Genomic DNA, 16,587 nt, shown 5'->3' on the forward strand with positions numbered 1-16,587 from the left:
GACGATGCGACGCGACCTGCACCCGCTGGCGTGGTGGGCCTGGGCGATCGGGCTGGCGGCGTACGCCTCCTTCCTGACCAACCCCTGGCTGCTCCTGCTGGTCATCGCCGTCGCCGGCCTGGTCGTGGCCGCACGACGCGGCCACCAGCCCTGGGGCAGGTCCTTCCGGCTCTACCTCGGCATGGGTGCCGCGATCGTCCTCGTCCGGGTGCTGTTCCGGATCCTGCTCGGGGGCACCGCCGGCCATGTGCTGATCCACCTGCCCGAGATCCCCCTGCCCGGGTGGGTGCTCGGCATCCGGCTGCTGGGTCCGCTGACCCGTGAGGCGCTCCTCGCGGGCCTCTACGACGGCCTGCGACTGGCAGCGATCGTGATCGCCGTGGGCGCGGCCAACTCCCTGGCCAATCCCAAGCGGCTGCTGCGCTCGGTTCCGCCGGCCCTCTACGAGATCGGGACGGCGCTGGTGGTCGCCGTCACCATCCTTCCCCAGCTCGCCGACAGCGTGCAGCGCGTGCGGCGGGCCCAGCAGCTCCGCGCCGGCGACACGCGGCGGGTCGGTCGGCTGCGCCGCTTCCTGGTGCCGGTCCTCGAGGACGCCCTGGAGCGGTCGCTGGCCCTGGCCGCCGGCATGGACACGCGTGGCTACGGCCGGTCGGGTGGTGCCAGCCTCGCCCAGCGCAGGGTCACCGGGACGCTGATGCTGCTCGCGCTCCTCGGACTGTGTGCGGGCACCTTCGCGGTGCTGGACGAGACGGCGCCGCGCTGGCTCGCCACCCCGATGGTCGTCGCGGGGCTGGCGCTGGCGGTCCTCGCGCTCGTCGTCGCGGGTCGCCGTGTCGAGCGCAGCGTCTACCGCCCGGACCCGTGGCGCCGGGCCGAGACGCTCGTCGCGCTGACCGGCCTGGCCGTCGGCCTCGCCGGCTGGTGGGTCAGCCGGCACCAGCTCGCCGTCGCCCATCCGGATCTCTCCGTCGGACCGCAGGTCAGCCTGATCGCGCTGCTCGGCGCCCTGGTGGGGCTGCTCCCGGCGGTCGCCACCCCCGAGCCCGCGGCGGCCACCGCATGAGCGCCACCGAGCTGCTGCGCCTCGTCCGCGTGAGCGTGACGCACCCCGACGCGACGGTGCCGGTGCTGACAGAGGTCGATCTGGCCGTCGAGGAGGGCGAGCTGGTCCTGGTCTCCGGACCGACCGGCGCGGGCAAGTCCACGCTGCTGGGCGTGGTGAGCGGCCTGGTTCCGCGATTCAGCGGGGGGTCGCTCGCCGGCGACGTACTCCTCGACGGTCGCTCGATCGTGCATGCGCCCCCGCGCGAGCGCGCGGCCAGCATCGGGTACGTCGGACAGGACCCTGCGGCCGGCTTCGTCACCGACACGGTCGAGGAGGAGCTGGCCTACGGGATGCAGCAGCTCGGGCTCGCGCCCACGACGATGCGCCGCCGGGTCGAGGAGACGCTCGACCTGCTCGGCATCGCCGAGCTCCGCGCCCGCGACCTGCGAACGCTCAGCGGCGGTCAGCAGCAGCGCGTCGCGATCGGCTCCGTGCTGACGATGCACCCCCGGCTGCTGGTGCTCGACGAGCCGACGAGCGCGCTGGACCCGACCGCCGCCGAGGACGTGTTGGCCACGCTGACCCGGCTCGTGCACGACCTCGGCGTCAGCGTGCTGCTGGCCGAGCACCGGCTCGAGCGGGTGGTGCCGTTCGCCGACCGGATCGCGCTGCTCGACGGTGGCGGCACCCTGCGCGTCGGCGAGCCCGCCGAGGTGCTGGCCGGCTCGCCGGTCGTCCCGCCGATCGTGGAGCTCGGCCGGGCGCTGGCCTGGACCCCGCTGCCGCTCACGGTCCGGGAGGCTCGCCGGCGGGCGCGGAGCCTGGACATCGCGGGGCCACCGGCCCCCGCGACCGATCATGGGACGCGCGTCCTGGAAGCCGACGGCGTGAGCGTGACCCGCGGCAGCACCGCTGCGCTGCGCGGTGTCTCCCTCGACCTGTACGCCGGAACCGTCACGGCGCTGATGGGCCGCAACGGTGCCGGCAAGTCCACCCTCCTGTGGACGTTGCAGGGGAGCCAGCCGCGCCGCCTCGGCTCGGTCTCGATCGGCGGTGAGGATCCGGCCAGGCTGACGCCGGCGGAGCGACGCTCACGCGTCGGGCTGCTGCCGCAGACGGCGGCCGACCTGCTCTACCTGGAGACCGTCGCCGAGGAGTGCGCCGCCGGCGGTCCCGACACCCGCACGATCCTCGACCGGCTGGTCCCCGGGATTCCGGGGGATCGGCATCCGCGCGACCTGTCCGAGGGGCAGCGGCTGGCCCTGGCCCTCGCGCTGGTCCTGGCCGCGCGACCCGTCGCCGTCCTGCTGGACGAGCCGACGCGCGGTTTGGACTACGCCGCCAAGAGGCAGCTGGCGAGCATCCTGCGGCGGCTCGCCGGGGAGGGCCGTGCGGTGCTGGTGGCCACCCACGACGTGGAGTTCGTCGCGGAGAGCGCCGACGAGGTGGTCGTGCTGGCCGACGGGGAGGTCGTCTCCCACGGCCCGACCCGACGGGTCGTGGCCGAGTCCCCGGCCTTCGCCCCGCAGGTGACCAAGGTCCTCGGCCACCCCTGGCTGCATGTCGACGAGGTCCGTGCCGCGATCGCACAGGGGCGAGCCGGGCGGGGGGAGCCGCGGTGAGTGCGATCCGGGTCTCGCTACGTTCGGCAGTGGTGCTCGGCCTCGCTTCCGCGGCCGGCCTGATGATGCTGTGCTGGCCGCTGCTGGTGCACGGTCGCGACGGGGCCGGCGGAGCGGTGCAGCCGCCCTTCGTGTTCCTGCTGCTGCTGCCGGTCGTCGTCGCGGTGGTGCTCGCGGAGCTGGGTGAGGGTGGCCTGGACCCACGCGTGTTGGCGGTCCTGGGGGTGCTGAGCGCGGTCAACGCGGTGCTGCGCGGGATCTCGGCCGGCACCGCCGGCGTCGAGCTGGTCTTCTTCCTGCTGGTGCTCGCCGGCCGGGTCTTCGGCCCCGGCTTCGGATTCGTTCTCGGCTGCACCTCGCTGTTCGCCAGCGCGCTGATGACGGCTGGTGTCGGGCCGTGGCTGCCCTACCAGATGCTCGCCTCCGCCTGGGTAGGCATGGGGGCCGGCCTGCTGCCGCGGCGGGTGCGCGGACGCCCTGAGATCGCGATGCTCGCGGCGTACGGCGTGGTCGCCTCCTACCTCTACGGCCTGCTGCTCAACCTGCAGGGCTGGCCGCTGCTGACCGGCGTCGCGGTGCCGGGACACACCGGCAACCTCTCCTTCGACCCGACGGCCTCGCTCCCGGCGAACCTGGGCACGTTCGGGCGCTACACCCTGCTGACCTCGACCGGCAGCTTCGACACCGGTCGGGCGATCACCACGGCTGTCGCGGTGGTGGTCCTCGGGCCGGCGGTGCTCACCACCCTGCGCCGCGCGTCGCGGCGCTCGACGGTCGTCGGCACCGTCGAGACGTCACCTTCGGCAGCGCGCGAGGTCATCTCCTGAGGGCGCCGTCGCCGGCGCCGCGCCGCTCGGGCACCGCGACCGGCTCCTCGACCTCCCGGCTCGCCGGGCGGTGGAGGCCGAGGTCGTGGACGTCGGGCCGGTGCTCGTCGAGGAAGCGCGCGACCTCCTCGCGCTCGGCGCGACGGACGGCGAGGACCGCGTTGGCCGCGTAGGCGTTGTGGCGGGCTCTGCGCACCGAGTCGGCCGGCCATCGCAGTGGCTTGGTCAGGGCACGGGGCAGGACGAGGAACGGTGACATCCGAACTCCCGAGGGGTGGTGCAGGTGGTGGGTTGCGATCCACCGTACGGGCGATCGGGCCGCTGCGGGAGACCGCACGGGCTACTGAAATTTCAACGGTGGGTGACGCCGCGGCGAAGCCTCAGGTGCCGGTCAGGCAGCGCTCAGGCCGACGGCTCGGCACCCCAGTCACGGGTCGCCCCGACGGACGCGACGATCACACACACCAGCGCCAGCCACTGCACGAGCGAGAGCGTCTCCTGCAGGACGATCAGCCCCGCCAGCGCAGCCGCCGCCGGCTCCAGGCTCATCAGGATCCCGAAGATCGCCGGCCGCAGGCTGCGCAGCGCGACGAGCTCGCAGCTGTAGGGGATGACCGAGCTCAGCAGCCCGACGAGCGCACCGAGCAGGACCACGTGGGTGTGCTGCAGGTCGGCGGCATGGCCACCGAGCGCCAGCGGGGTCAGCAGCAGGGCAGCGACCGTGGAGGCGACCGCCAGGCCGTCCATCCCGGGCCAGCGCGCACCGGTGGACCGGCTCAGCAGGATGTACGACGCCCAGGCGGCCCCGGCCAGCAGCGCGAACCCGACGCCGCTCCACGTCAGGTCGCCCGGCTCGAGGCCCAGCAGCAGCACCCCGACCCCGGCCAGCAGCACCCAGGCGAGATCGCGCAGCCGACGCGAGCCCGCTACCGCCAGGACGAGCGGGCCGGTGAACTCCAGCGTGACGGCGATGCCCAGCGGGATCCGGGCGAACGACTGGTAGATCGCCCAGTTCATGGTGCCCAGGGCGACGCCGAAGCCGAGCACGACCAGCCAGTCGCGGCGGCTGCGCCCACCGAGCCGCGGTCGCGTCCAGGCGAGCAGTGCCACTGAGGACGTGGCCAGGCGCAGCCAGGTGATGGTGGTCGGGTCGACGGTGTCGAAGAGCGACTTGGCGATGCCGGCACCGAACTGCACCGACACGATGCCGATCACCACCAGCAGCACCGGGGACGGCGCAGACTTGTCCGTCCGGCCTGCTGACAGGGGCTGGGTCACTGGATCACCCTAGGAAGTGTGGAGACGACACTGATGGTCGGGACCCGCAAGGGTCTGTGGCTGGGCACGTCCGACGACGCTCGTACGACGTGGGCGTTCGACGGTCCGCACTTCGACGTCGAGGAGGTCTACGCGGCGCTGGTCGATCGCCGTGCAGGCCGCACGAGGCTCTTCGCCGCGTGTTCGAGCCTGTGGCTCGGTCCGCTGGTACGGCGCAGCGACGACGGCGGTGCCACCTGGCAGGAGGCGTCGGTGAAGTTCCCCGACGACGTGGATGCCAGCGTCTCGCGGGTCTGGCAGCTCGCAGCGGGGACCGACGAGCGCACCGTGTGGGCGGGCACCGAGCCGGGGGCGGTGTTCCGCTCCACCGACGGCGGGGAGAGCTTCGCGCTGGTCCGTGGTCTGTGGGACCACCCGCACCGTGCGCAGTGGGCCGCCGGGTTCGGCGGCCAGGCGTTCCACACCATCCTGCCGCACCCGACCGACCCGGACTCGGTCACCGTGGCCATCTCGACCGGCGGCGTCTACCAGACCCACGACGGCGGCGCGACGTGGGAGCCACGCAACAACGGCATCCGCGCCGAGTTCCTGCCCGAGGGACAGCAGTACCCCGAGTTCGGCCAGTGCGTCCACAAGATCGCCCGGGACGCGGTGCGCCCGCAGCGGCTCTACCTGCAGAACCACGGCGGGGTCTACCGCTCCGACGACGAGGGCGGCACCTGGACCTCGATCGCGGCGGGGCTGCCCGCCGACTTCGGCTTCACGGTCGTCGCGCACCCGCGCCGCGGCGACACCCTCTACGTCTTCCCGATCCAGGCCGGCGAGCACCGCTACCCGCCGGAGGCCAAGGCACGGGTGTGGCGCTCCACGGACGCCGGCGAGACCTGGGAGCAGTTGGCCAGCGGCCTTCCCGACCACTTCTTCGTCGCTGTCATGCGCGACGCGATGTGCACCGACGGTCCCGAGGGCGCCGAAGCGGTCGGGCTCTACTTCGGCGCCCGCAACGGCGCCATCTGGGGCTCGGCCGACGAGGGGGAGAGCTGGCGGCAGCTGGTCACCGACCTGCCGGACGTGCTGGTGGTGCGGGCCGCACGCTCGTGATCGTGCCGACGCCGCGCAGCCCCTAGACCGTCGGCTGCTCCGGGTCGTAGACCACCGGTACCTCCGCTGTCTCCGACATCTCCCGGAACGGGATCGGCTCCGGCACCTGCGAGGTGATGGTGCTGCCGTCCGACCGCTGGCCGCCGGTGATCGCCTCGTCGTCGGTGGAGCCGTCCGCGCGCGGCCCGTGGTGGGCCAGCGAGACCGACAGCGGGGAGCCGTGGGCGACGACGTACTCCTGGCCCCTGACGGTGAGCGGCACCTCCGGCTCCTCACCCTCGCCCACGACGGTGACGGTGAGCTGGTCCTGGGTGAGGCCGACGACCAGCCGCGAGCCGCGCCATCGCAGCCGGAAGGTCAGCGAGGACCAGGTCGCGGGCAATCGCGGATCGAAGCTGAGCCTGGCGCCGTGGTCACGCATGCCCCCGAAGCCGAACGTCAGGGCCGTCCACACGCCTCCGGTCGAGGCGATGTGCATGCCGTCGGGGGTGTTGCCGTGCAGGTCGCCGAGGTCGACGTACAGGGCGTCGTGGAAGTAGCGCAGCGCCGCCTCGTGGTAGCCGACCTCGGAGGCGACGATCGACTGGACCACCGCCGACAGCGTGGAGTCTCCGGTGGTGATCGGGTCGTAGTACTCGAAGTCCTTGCGCTTCTCCTGCAGCGTGAAGCGGTCGCCCTGCAGGAACAGGGCCAGGACGACGTCGGCCTGCTTGAGCACCTGGAAGCGGTAGATGACCAGCGGGTGGTAGTGCAGCATCAGCGGCCGCACCGACATCGGCGTGTTGGGCAGGTCCCAGACCTCCCGGTCGAGGAAGAAGTCGTCCTGCGGGTGGATGCCGATCGCCTCGTCGTAGGGGATGTGCATGCCGGCGGCGCACCGGGCCCACTCCTCGACCTCGGCGTCGGTGAGTCCCAGCCGGGCCACCACGCGGCGGTAGTCGGCGGGGAAGCGCTCGCGGATCAGGGCGAGCGATGCGACGGCCTGCTCCAGGTTGTGACGCGCCATCACGTTGGTGAACAGGTTGTTGTTGACCACGGTGGTGTACTCGTCCGGCCCGGTCACGCCGTGGATGTGGAACGTCGGATCGCCGTTGTGGCGCCAGAAGCCGAGGTCGGCCCACATCCGCGAGGTCTCTACCAGGATGTCGATGCCCTCGCGGACCAGGAAGCCCACGTCACCGGTGGCGTGCACGTACTTCATCAGGGCGTAGCTGACGTCGGCGTCGATGTGCACCTGCGCCGTGCCCGCCGCGTAGTACGCCGACGCCTCCTCGCCGCTGATGGTGCGCCAGGGGAAGAGCGCCCCCTTCTGCGCCATCTCCCGTGCCCGCTCCCGGGCCTTGGGCAGCATCACGGAGCGGAAGTGGAGCACGTTGCGGGCGATCGCCGGCTGGGTGTAGGCCAGGAAGGGGACGACGTAGATCTCGGTGTCCCAGAAGTAGTGGCCCTCGTAGCCGGAGCCGGTGACCCCCTTGGCCGGGATCCCCAGGCCGTCCGCCCGGGCGGTGGCCTGGGCGAGGCTGAAGAGGTTGAAGCGGACCGCCTGCTGCAGCGCTCGCTGCTCCTCGGCCGCCCGCGCCGCTCCGTCGTACGTCGGCTCGGGCTCGCCGATCTGGACGTCGGCCGACTCCCAGAACGTGTCGAACCAGCCGCGCTGCTCCTCCATCTGCCGTGGGACGCCCTGCCGCCGGGCGCGGTCGAGCGTCCGGTCGCAGCGGTCGGACAGCTCGCGCACCGAGACCCCGCGGGAGGTGTGGTAGGTGACGGTCTTCTCGACGCGCATCGGCGTGCCCTCGGTGGCGTCGACGCGGTAGACGACCTTGGCGAGGTCCTCCTCCGCACGGGTGATCTGTTCGTGGCTGTCGACGGTCTGGAGCTGGTGGTCGGCCGCGACGGCGATCGTCATGCCCGAGCGGGCGCAGCGGTAGCCGAGCATCAGCCGACGCTCGCTCGCCTCGTGCAGCTGCGGCACCAGCACCCGCTCGGCGAAGGCGGCAGCCTTGCGAGGGTCGACCTGGTCGCCGTGCAGCTGGGTGGCGAGCTGGTACTCGTCGCGACCGTCCTGCCGGTTGATCAGCTGGGAGGAGATGACCACCGGGGCGCTGCCGGTGAGCATGGTGATGTCGAGGGTCATCACGGCGAGGTGGCGCTGGGTCATCGAGACCATCCGGGTGGACTCGATGCGCACCCGCTTGCCCGACGGCGTCCGCCACACCAGGTTGCGGCGCAGGATGCCGTCGCGGAAGTCGAGGTAGCGCTCGTACTCCTCCAGGTCGGCGGTGCCGAAGGTGAGCGGCTCGTCGTCGACGTAGATCTTCATCACCTTGGCGTCGGGGACGTTCACGATCGTCTGGCCGGTGCGGGCGAAGCCGAAGGCGGACTCGGCGTGCCGGATCGGCCAGGTCTCGTGGAACCCGTTCACGTAGGTGCCGTGCGAGTGCGACGGCCGCCCCTCCTCGGCGTTGCCGCGCATGCCGAGGTAGCCGTTGGCCACCGCGAACAGCGTCTCGGTCACGCCGAGGTCGTCCGGGTTGTACCCGGTCTCGACGAGCCGCCACGGGTCGGCGGGGAAGCGCCCGCGGTCGAGGGGGTCGGGGCCGACGTTGGTCCTCACCGCTGTGCCTCACGGTCGGTCTCGCCGGGTTCGGGCACGAGGTCGGCGAGGTCGTCGACGACGAGCCCGGCGCCCGCGGCACGGAGGTGGTCGTGCCCGGCGCCGCGGTCGACGCCCACGACGAGCCCGAAGCCTCCCGCGGCGCCGGCCCGTACGCCGGAGACCGCGTCCTCGAGGACCACCGCGTCGGCGGGATCGCAACCCAGCTCGCGGGCGGCGTAGAGGAACGTGTCGGGAGCCGGCTTGCCGGCCAGGTGGTGCTCCTCGGCGACCGCACCGCTCACCACCACCTCGAAGCGGTCCAGCAGCCCCGCCGACTCCAGCACCGCCGGGGCGTTGACCGAGGAGGAGACGACAGCCAGCGGTACAGCCAGCTCGCGCAGGTGGTCCAGGAACGCCACCGAGCCGGGGTAGGCCTGGACGCCGTCGCGCTCCAGCACGGCGTTGAAGGCGTCGTTCTTGCGGTTGCCCAGCCCCCGCACGGTGTCGGCGGTGGGCGGGTCGTCGCTGCTGCCCTCGGGGAGCGAGAGGCCCCGCGAGGCGAGGAAGTCGCGCACGCCGTCGTAGCGAGGCTTGCCGTCGACGTGGGCGAAGTAGTCGCTCTCGCCGTACGGCGGCTGGTCGGGCGCGTGTTCGCGGAGGTAGGCGTTGAACATCTCCGACCACGCTCGCATGTGCACGATGGCGGTCGGCGTCACCACGCCGTCGAGGTCGAAGAGGACGGCGCCGTAGCGCGCCCAGGTCAGGGGCTCCACGCAGCCAAGGCTGGCCTGCTCCCGGCTGCCCGTCCAGGGGCGGCGACGGTTCGTCACGACCTCGTCACCTGCCCGACGCATGCCGCACCCTGCGTCCGAGGGGAAGGACGCCCGCGTGCGGGTCGGATCGGGCGCGTAACCTGGAGGGCATGCCCACCCTTCGCTCCGCCACCTCGACCTCGGGCCGCAACATGGCCGGTGCCCGCGCGCTCTGGCGCGCCACCGGCATGACCGACTCCGACTTCGGCAAGCCGATCATCGCCATCGCCAACTCGTTCACCGAGTTCGTGCCCGGCCATGTGCACCTGCGCGACCTCGGCAAGATCGTCGCCGAGCAGGTGGCGGCCGCCGGTGGGGTGGCCAAGGAATTCAACACGATCGCCGTCGACGACGGCATCGCGATGGGTCATGGCGGCATGCTCTACTCGCTCCCGAGTCGTGAGCTGATCGCCGACGCGGTCGAGTACATGGTGCAGGCGCACTGCGCCGACGCGCTGGTGTGCATCTCGAACTGCGACAAGATCACCCCCGGCATGCTGCTGGCGGCGCTGCGGCTCAACATCCCGGTCGTGTTCGTCTCGGGCGGCCCGATGGAGGCCGGCAAGACCGTCGCGATCGAGGGCATCGTGCACGAGAAGCTCGACCTGGTCGACGCGATGTCGCTCTCGGCCAACGACGCCGTCAGCGACGAGCTGCTGGACACCATCGAGCGCTCGGCCTGTCCGACCTGCGGCTCCTGCTCGGGCATGTTCACCGCCAACTCGATGAACTGTCTCACCGAGGCGATCGGCCTCTCGCTGCCGGGCAACGGCTCCACTCTGGCCACCCACAGCGCCCGCAGGGCTCTGTTCGAGGAGGCCGGCCGACTGGTCGTCGAGCTGGCGAAGCGCTACTACGACGACGACGACGAGTCGGTGCTGCCCCGCAACATCGCCACCCGCGCCGCCTTCGAGAACGCTGTCGCCCTCGACGTCGCGATGGGCGGCTCGACGAACACCGTGCTGCACCTGCTGGCGGCGGCCCGCGAGGCCGAGCTCGACTTCCAGGTCGCCGACATCGACGCGATCTCGCGCCGGGTGCCGTGCCTGAGCAAGGTCGCGCCCAACAGCCCGAAGTACCACATGGAGGACGTCCACCGCGCCGGCGGCATCCCGGCACTCCTGGGTGAGCTGCGTCGCGGCGGGGTCCTCAACGAGGACGTGCACACCGTCCACTCGGCCTCCGTGGAGGAGTGGCTGGGCGCCTGGGACATCCGCGGCGAGAGCCCGAGCCAGCAGGCTCTCGACCTCTTCCACGCCGCTCCCGGCGGGGTGCGCACCACCGAGGCGTTCTCCACCGACAACCGGTGGGCCACGCTCGACACGGATGCGGCCGAGGGCTGCATCCGCGACCTCGAGCACGCCTACTCCGCCGACGGCGGGCTGGCGATCCTGCACGGCAACCTCGCCGAGGACGGCTGCGTCGTCAAGACGGCCGGGGTTCCCGAGGAGATCTGGACCTTCACCGGCACCGCGATCGTCTTCGAGTCCCAGGACGACGCCGTCCAGGGGATCCTCTCCAAGAAGGTCGAGGCCGGTCACGTGGTGGTCATCCGCTACGAGGGCCCGAAGGGCGGCCCCGGCATGCAGGAGATGCTCTACCCCACCTCGTTCCTCAAGGGTCGTGGCCTCGGCCAGAAGTGCGCGCTGATCACCGACGGCCGCTTCTCCGGTGGCACCTCGGGCCTCTCGATCGGCCACATCTCGCCGGAGGCGGCCGGGGGTGGCCTGATCGCGCTGATCGAGGACGGCGACACCATCTCGATCGACATCCCGAACCGCCGCATCGAGCTCGAGGTCGACGACCTGGTGCTCGACCAGCGACGCGCGGCCCAGGAGAAGCGCGAGCGTCCCTACACGCCGCTCGATCGGGAACGCAAGGTCTCGGCGGCGCTGCGGGCCTACGCCTCCATGGCGACGTCCGCCTCCGACGGCGCCTACCGCCGCGTTCCGGAGTGAGCCGGGTCGGTCGGACCGTCCCGGGCCGGTGAAGGCGCAGCACGTGCCTGCGGACGTGCTGCGCAGCCTGGTCGCCGTCGGGCCCAGCAACGGCGCCCACCGGATCGCGCTGCGGGCGGCGATCTCGGTCCTCGTGCCGCTGCTGGTGCTGGATGCCACCGGCCACCTGTCCTGGACGATGTACGCCGCGTTCGGATCGTTCACCTCGCTCTACGGGCGCGAGCGGGTGGACACCCAGCGGGTCCGGCTGCAACTGGTGGCCGGCGGCTGGATGGTCGGATGCGTCACCGTGGGCGCGCTGATCGCCGCCTCGGACCAGCGCGGCTGGCTGGCGGTGCCGGTCGCGGCGGCGGTGGCCAGCGCCGCCGCCTATCGCTCGGCTGTCGAGGGGTGGCACCCGCCGGGCTCGCTCTTCCAGGTGTTCGGCATCGCGGCCGTCGCCTCGGTGCCCGGAACGCTCGCCGACGTCGTACCAGCGCTCCTCGTCGCCGTCGCCTCGGCGTCGTTCGCGGTAGTTGTCGGGAACCTCGGCGCACTGGTCCGGAGAGTACGCCGCAGCGCGGTCGTGGAGGCCGCCGTGCCGATCGGCGGCTCCACCGCCGGTGCCGGTCGGTACGCCCTGCTCGCCGGCCTCGGCGTCCTGGTGGCGGGCAGCCTGGCCCAGGCCCTCGACATCGGCCGGCCCTACTGGGCGATGGTGAGTGCTGTGGTGCCGCTCGCGGCGCGTGCGCTGCCCGCCCAGGTCATCCGGGGCGTGCACCGCCTGGTCGGCACGGCGCTCGGGCTGCTGGTGGCCTGGGCGCTGCTCTCGTTCGATCTGCACGGCGCGGCGGCGATCGTCGCCGTCGGCGTGCTGCAGGCCCTCGCCGAGCTGGTGGTGGGCCGCAACTACGCGCTCGCCCTGACCTTCATCACGCCGCTGGCGCTGTTGATGGGCAACGTGGTCAGACCGGTTCCGACCGGGACGCTGCTCGCCGACCGCGCTGCGGAGACGGTGATCGGGGTGGCGGTCGGGGTGGCGGTCGGCTGGTTCCTGCGGCCGCGCCCCGATGCGATCGGTTGAAACGTGATCTATCTCTCAGGTAGCCGCCGGCGGTGCCGACCTCACAGGCACAGCGGCGGCGACCCCGCCAGGAGGGAGACCGAGATGACCACCAGCGAGCAGCTGACCGAGCACCTGCGTCCGGCAGCGGGCGACCAGGCCCTGCACACCCGAGTCCACCAGCTCGCCGCCCTCGTGGACACGCCCGAGGGCCGCGCCGCGGTGGAGCACGTCCACCCTGACCTCGGACACGTCGCCGGCGTCTACACCGCCGACGGCCAGGCCGACCCGGCCGCCGTCATCCTGGCCGACCTCGAGCACCTGGTCGGGTCGGAGCGCCTGGTCGGCGTCCTCGACCTGCTCGTGCACCAGCGGTGCTCGCCGGAGGATGCCGAGGGCTACGCTCGCCTGCGTGCCTGACCTGCCCGACCTCGACGACCACGGCCGGCCGGTCGGCCGCGCGCTGCCCGACTGGACGCCGCGGCCCGAGCCGGAGCCGGTGACGCTGGAGGGGCGCTACGTCACCGTCGTCCCTCTGCACTCCGCCTACTACGCCGATCTCCTGGGAGCTGTCTGCGGGCCCGACGACGGCGGCCTGTGGACCTATCGGCCGGTGTCGATGCCACGGACGCTGCCCGAGCTGTGGATGCATCTGGCGGCAGTGATCGATCAGCCCGCCTCGATGACCTACGCCTTCCTGCCGCGCGAGGGCGAGTACGCCGGCCGTGCCGCCGGGATCGCGTCCCTGCAGCGGCTCGTGCCGGCGTACGGCCAGGTGGAGGTGGGCGGCGTGCTGCTCGGTCGCGCACTGCAGCGCACCAGGGCGGCCACCGAGGCGATCCACCTGCTCATGAGGTACGCGCTGGACGACCTGGGCTACCGCCGCTTCGAGTGGAAGTGCGACAGCCTCAACGAGCCCTCGCGCACAGCGGCCGTGCGGCTGGGGTTCGCCTACGAGGGCCGCTTCCGCAACCACATGGTGGTCAAGGGCCGCAATCGCGACACCGACTGGTTCGCGGTGATCGACGAGGACTGGCCGGCGGTGCGCTCGGCGCACGAGAGGTGGCTCGACCCGGCGAGCTTCGACGCGGACGGTCGGCAGCTGGTCGCCCTGAGCGACCTGACCCGCTGACCCTGGGCTCGCTCCCTTGTCAGGGGTCGGTGTCACAGTGGGGACATGGACCAACGGATCAGCTTCGTGACCCTGGCCGTGGGCGACGTCGCCCGCACCCATGCGTTCTACGTCGGTGGCCTGGGCTGGGTCCCGTCGACGTACGTCGAGGGTGAGGTGCTGATGATCCAGGTCGGTCCCCGGCTCATGCTCAGTCTGTGGGACCGCGCCGCCTTCGAGGCGGAGGTCGGCCCGATCGCGAGCGGCGACGGCGTGCCGCCGATCACGCTGGCGCACAACGTGGCGACCCGCGAGGAGGTCGACGGCATCCTGCTGCGGGCCGAGGAAATCGGCGCGGGTCCGCTCAGCGGCGGTCAGGAGCGGGACTGGGGTGGCTACACCGGTTACTTCGCCGACCCCGATGGCTACCGATGGGAGATCGCCTACAACCCCGGACCGATCGGAGAGGTGGTGTTGCCATGAGTGTTCCCGCGCAGGACAAGCAGCGGCTCAGCGGCGAGGAGATCGCCGCCGGCCTGCCCGATGACTTCCGGCACCTGCCCGGCCAGGTGCTGGCGCGCTACCGCGTCGCCGACTTCGCCGCTGCCCAGCAGCTCGCCGCCGCGATCGGGCAGCTGGCCGAGGAGGCCGACCACCATCCCGACCTCCTCCTCGGTTGGGGCTACGTCGAGGTCCGGCTCTCCAGCCACGACGTCGGCGGTGTCACCCGGCGCGACCTGCGGCTCGCCCGGTCGGTGAGTGCTGCCGCCGGCGCGGCGGGCGCTCATCCCGAGCCCCGGGCGCTGCTGCTGGTGGAGTGGGGTCTGGACACCTGGGCCGATGCCGAGGTGCTGCCGTTCTGGCGAGCGGTCCTGGGTTACGGCGACGCACACCGCGAGGGGGAGATCAGCGACCCGGCAGGTCGAGGCGGTCCGACGCTCTGGTTCCAGGACACCGAGGAGCACGAGACGCCGCGGCAGCGCTTCCATCCCGACGTCTGGGTGCCGGTGGACGAGGCACGAGCCCGGATCGACGCGGCGATCGCCGCCGGTGGCACGCTGGTCAGCGACGAGCGGGCGCCACGGTTCTGGGTGCTCGCCGATCCCCAGGGCAACCGGGTCTGCATCTGCACCGTCGAGGGCCGTGACTGGACGACCCCCTGACGACGCGTTCTCCACCATCTGGGATGCTCATCCCAGATGGTGGGACGCGCGAGAGACTCGGATGACGGGAGCTCGGCGACCGGCTACCGTGGAGGCATGCTGCACAGCATTCTTGTACGCACGCGACGCGCCTGACCGATCCACCGGTCGACGCGTCTCCCTCCGCTGCCTTCGGGCCGGAGGGTTTTTGTTTGTACGGGGCACGCTGAGCAACAGCCCGAGTGGAAGACAGATGAGGAACGAGAGATGAGCGAGCAGACGATCACCGGGGCGCAGAGCCTGGTGAAGTCGCTGGAGGCCGCGGGGGTCGAGAACATCTTCGGCATCCCGGGCGGTGCGATCCTGCCGGCGTACGACCCGCTGATGGATTCGACGATCCGCCACATCCTCGTACGCCACGAGCAGGGCGCGGGCCACGCCGCCCAGGGCTATGCCGCCGCGACCGGGCGGGTCGGCGTCTGCATGGCCACCAGCGGGCCGGGCGCCACCAACCTGGTCACGCCGATCGCCGACGCTCACATGGACTCGGTCCCCATGGTCGCCGTCACCGGTCAGGTCGGCACCGACCTGATCGGCACCGACGCCTTCCAGGAGGCCGACATCCGCGGCATCACGATGCCGATCACCAAGCACAACTTCCTGGTCACCGACGCGGCCGACATCCCGCAGAAGATCGCCGAGGCGTTCCACATCGCCTCCACCGGGCGCCCCGGCCCGGTCCTGGTCGACGTCACCAAGTCGGCGCTGCAGTCGCAGACCTCCTTCCGCTGGCCCTCCGAGCTGCAGCTGCCGGGATACCGGCCGGTGACCAAGCCGCACGCCAAGCAGATCCGCGAGGCCGTGCGCCTGATCCTGGCCTCGAAGAAGCCGGTGCTCTACGTCGGCGGTGGCACCATCCGCAGCGGCGCCTCGGCCGAGCTGCGCAGGCTCGCCGACCTGACCGGCATCCCGGTGGTCACCACGTTGATGGCCCGCGGCGCCTTCCCGGACAGCCACCCGCAGCACCTGGGCATGCCCGGCATGCACGGCACCGTCGCGGCGGTGGCCGGCCTGCAGAAGAGCGATCTGATCATCAGCCTCGGCGCGCGCTTCGACGACCGCGTGACCGGTCAGCTGGCCAGCTTCGCGCCCCATGCGCTGGTCATCCACGCCGACATCGATCCTGCCGAGATCGGCAAGAACCGGCGCGCCGACGTGCCGATCGTGGGGGACATCCGCGAGGTGCTGCTGGACCTCCTGACGGTCCTGGAGCAGGAGCGGGCGGCGGGCAAGGAGGGCGACTACGAGTCGTGGATCGCCTTCTGTGCAGGCGTGAAGAAGGCCTACCCGCTGGGCTACGACGACGCCCTGGGCGGCCTCGCGCCGCAGTACGTGATCCAGCGGCTCGGCCAGATCGTCGGTCCCGACGCGATCTACACCAGTGGTGTGGGCCAGCACCAGATGTGGGCGGCCCAGTTCATCGGCTACGAGCGGCCCAACACCTGGATCAACTCCGGCGGCCTGGGGACGATGGGCTACTCGGTCCCTGCCGCGATGGGGGCCAAGGTCGGCTGCCCCGACACCACGGTGTGGTCCATCGACGGCGACGGCTGCTTCCAGATGACCAATCAGGAGCTGGCCACCTGCGCGATCGAGGGCATCCCGATCAAGGTCGCGGTGATCAACAACGACAACCTCGGCATGGTGCGGCAGTGGCAGACGCTGTTCTACAACGAGCGCTACTCCAACACGAACCTGCAGAAGCACGGCGGCGGCGCGGGCACGGTCCGGCGCATCCCCGACTTCGTCAAGCTCGCCGACGCCTACGGCTGCGTGGGTCTCTCCTGCGAGAGCGCCGACGACGTGGACGCGACCATCGAGAAGGCGATGGCGATCGACGACGTGCCGGTCGTCGTCGACTTCCGGGTGCACAAGAACGCCATGGTGTGGCCGATGGTCGCCGCCGGCTCCAGCAACGACGCCATCCAGTACGCGCGCGACCTCGCGCCGAAGTTCGACAAGGACGACTTGTGAACCACCCCCTTGCATC

General features: G+C 71.9%; 15 protein-coding genes. 11 read left to right on the forward strand and 4 right to left on the reverse strand.

The window, feature by feature from the left end:
* The first annotated feature begins 4 nt into the window (after nt 1–4).
* Genes P5P86_RS07175 through P5P86_RS07185 form a run of 3 tightly spaced genes read left to right on the forward strand, consistent with a single transcriptional unit; the run spans nt 5 to nt 3,497 of the window.
* The gene (locus P5P86_RS07175; RefSeq protein WP_280610631.1) at nt 5–1,066 is read left to right on the forward strand and encodes an energy-coupling factor transporter transmembrane component T family protein; all 1,062 of its coding nucleotides are present in this window, start codon (nt 5–7) and stop codon (nt 1,064–1,066) included.
* A complete protein-coding gene (locus P5P86_RS07180) occupies nt 1,063–2,670 on the forward strand; it encodes an ABC transporter ATP-binding protein (protein WP_280610632.1) in 1,608 nt (535 codons plus the stop codon). The genes P5P86_RS07175 and P5P86_RS07180 overlap by 4 nt, the downstream gene beginning before the upstream one ends.
* 32 nt (nt 2,671–2,702) lie before the next feature.
* Nucleotides 2,703–3,497 (forward strand): ECF transporter S component, encoded by a 795-nt coding sequence (locus P5P86_RS07185; RefSeq protein ID WP_446724925.1) that lies wholly within the window; start codon nt 2,703–2,705, stop codon nt 3,495–3,497.
* Here the strand turns inward: P5P86_RS07185 and P5P86_RS07190 are convergent.
* Together P5P86_RS07190 and P5P86_RS07195 are read right to left on the reverse strand one after the other, a co-directional pair.
* Entirely contained in the window at nt 3,487–3,756 is a 270-nt protein-coding gene (locus tag P5P86_RS07190) for a hypothetical protein (RefSeq protein ID WP_280610634.1), read from the reverse strand. The genes P5P86_RS07185 and P5P86_RS07190 overlap by 11 nt on opposite strands.
* A gap of 143 nt (nt 3,757–3,899) precedes the next feature.
* Nucleotides 3,900–4,775, reverse strand: a complete 876-nt coding sequence (locus P5P86_RS07195; RefSeq protein WP_280610635.1) for an EamA family transporter — start codon at nt 4,773–4,775, stop codon at nt 3,900–3,902.
* An 18-nt stretch (nt 4,776–4,793) separates the two neighbouring features.
* On the opposite strand from P5P86_RS07195, the gene P5P86_RS07200 reads away from it, so the two are divergent.
* Complete coding sequence (locus tag P5P86_RS07200) at nt 4,794–5,876, forward strand: WD40/YVTN/BNR-like repeat-containing protein (protein ID WP_280610636.1); 1,083 nt, start codon at nt 4,794–4,796, stop codon at nt 5,874–5,876.
* A gap of 22 nt (nt 5,877–5,898) precedes the next feature.
* On the opposite strand, the gene P5P86_RS07205 is transcribed toward P5P86_RS07200, so the two are convergent.
* Nucleotides 5,899–8,490 (reverse strand): glycoside hydrolase family 65 protein, encoded by a 2,592-nt coding sequence (locus tag P5P86_RS07205; protein ID WP_280610637.1) that lies wholly within the window; start codon nt 8,488–8,490, stop codon nt 5,899–5,901.
* Nucleotides 8,487–9,236, reverse strand: a complete 750-nt coding sequence (locus P5P86_RS07210) for an HAD family hydrolase (protein ID WP_280611219.1) — start codon at nt 9,234–9,236, stop codon at nt 8,487–8,489. Before P5P86_RS07210 ends, P5P86_RS07205 begins: the two co-directional genes overlap by 4 nt.
* Nucleotides 9,237–9,394: 158 nt before the next feature.
* Between P5P86_RS07210 and ilvD the strand changes: the two genes are divergently transcribed.
* The 7 genes from ilvD to P5P86_RS07245 all read left to right on the forward strand — a co-directional run bounded on the left by ilvD (nt 9,395) and on the right by P5P86_RS07245 (nt 16,571).
* Nucleotides 9,395–11,242: a dihydroxy-acid dehydratase gene (ilvD, locus tag P5P86_RS07215; protein ID WP_280610638.1), complete on the forward strand. Its 1,848-nt coding sequence runs from the start codon at nt 9,395–9,397 to the stop codon at nt 11,240–11,242.
* A gap of 43 nt (nt 11,243–11,285) precedes the next feature.
* The gene (locus P5P86_RS07220; RefSeq protein ID WP_280610639.1) at nt 11,286–12,305 is read left to right on the forward strand and encodes an FUSC family protein; all 1,020 of its coding nucleotides are present in this window, start codon (nt 11,286–11,288) and stop codon (nt 12,303–12,305) included.
* A gap of 84 nt (nt 12,306–12,389) precedes the next feature.
* Complete coding sequence (locus P5P86_RS07225; RefSeq protein ID WP_280610640.1) at nt 12,390–12,704, forward strand: hypothetical protein; 315 nt, start codon at nt 12,390–12,392, stop codon at nt 12,702–12,704.
* Nucleotides 12,697–13,416: a GNAT family N-acetyltransferase gene (locus P5P86_RS07230; protein ID WP_280610641.1), complete on the forward strand. Its 720-nt coding sequence runs from the start codon at nt 12,697–12,699 to the stop codon at nt 13,414–13,416. Before P5P86_RS07225 ends, P5P86_RS07230 begins: the two co-directional genes overlap by 8 nt.
* A 45-nt stretch (nt 13,417–13,461) precedes the next feature.
* Nucleotides 13,462–13,878: a VOC family protein gene (locus tag P5P86_RS07235; protein WP_280610642.1), complete on the forward strand. Its 417-nt coding sequence runs from the start codon at nt 13,462–13,464 to the stop codon at nt 13,876–13,878.
* The gene (locus tag P5P86_RS07240) at nt 13,875–14,558 is read left to right on the forward strand and encodes a 4a-hydroxytetrahydrobiopterin dehydratase (protein ID WP_280610643.1); all 684 of its coding nucleotides are present in this window, start codon (nt 13,875–13,877) and stop codon (nt 14,556–14,558) included. The genes P5P86_RS07235 and P5P86_RS07240 overlap by 4 nt, the downstream gene beginning before the upstream one ends.
* Before the next feature lie 246 nt (nt 14,559–14,804).
* Nucleotides 14,805–16,571: an acetolactate synthase large subunit gene (locus P5P86_RS07245; RefSeq protein WP_280610645.1), complete on the forward strand. Its 1,767-nt coding sequence runs from the start codon at nt 14,805–14,807 to the stop codon at nt 16,569–16,571.
* The last annotated feature ends 16 nt before the right edge of the window (nt 16,572–16,587 follow it).

The organism is Nocardioides sp. BP30 (assembly GCF_029873215.1).
In the GTDB taxonomy this organism is placed as follows: Bacteria; Actinomycetota; Actinomycetes; order Propionibacteriales; family Nocardioidaceae; genus Nocardioides.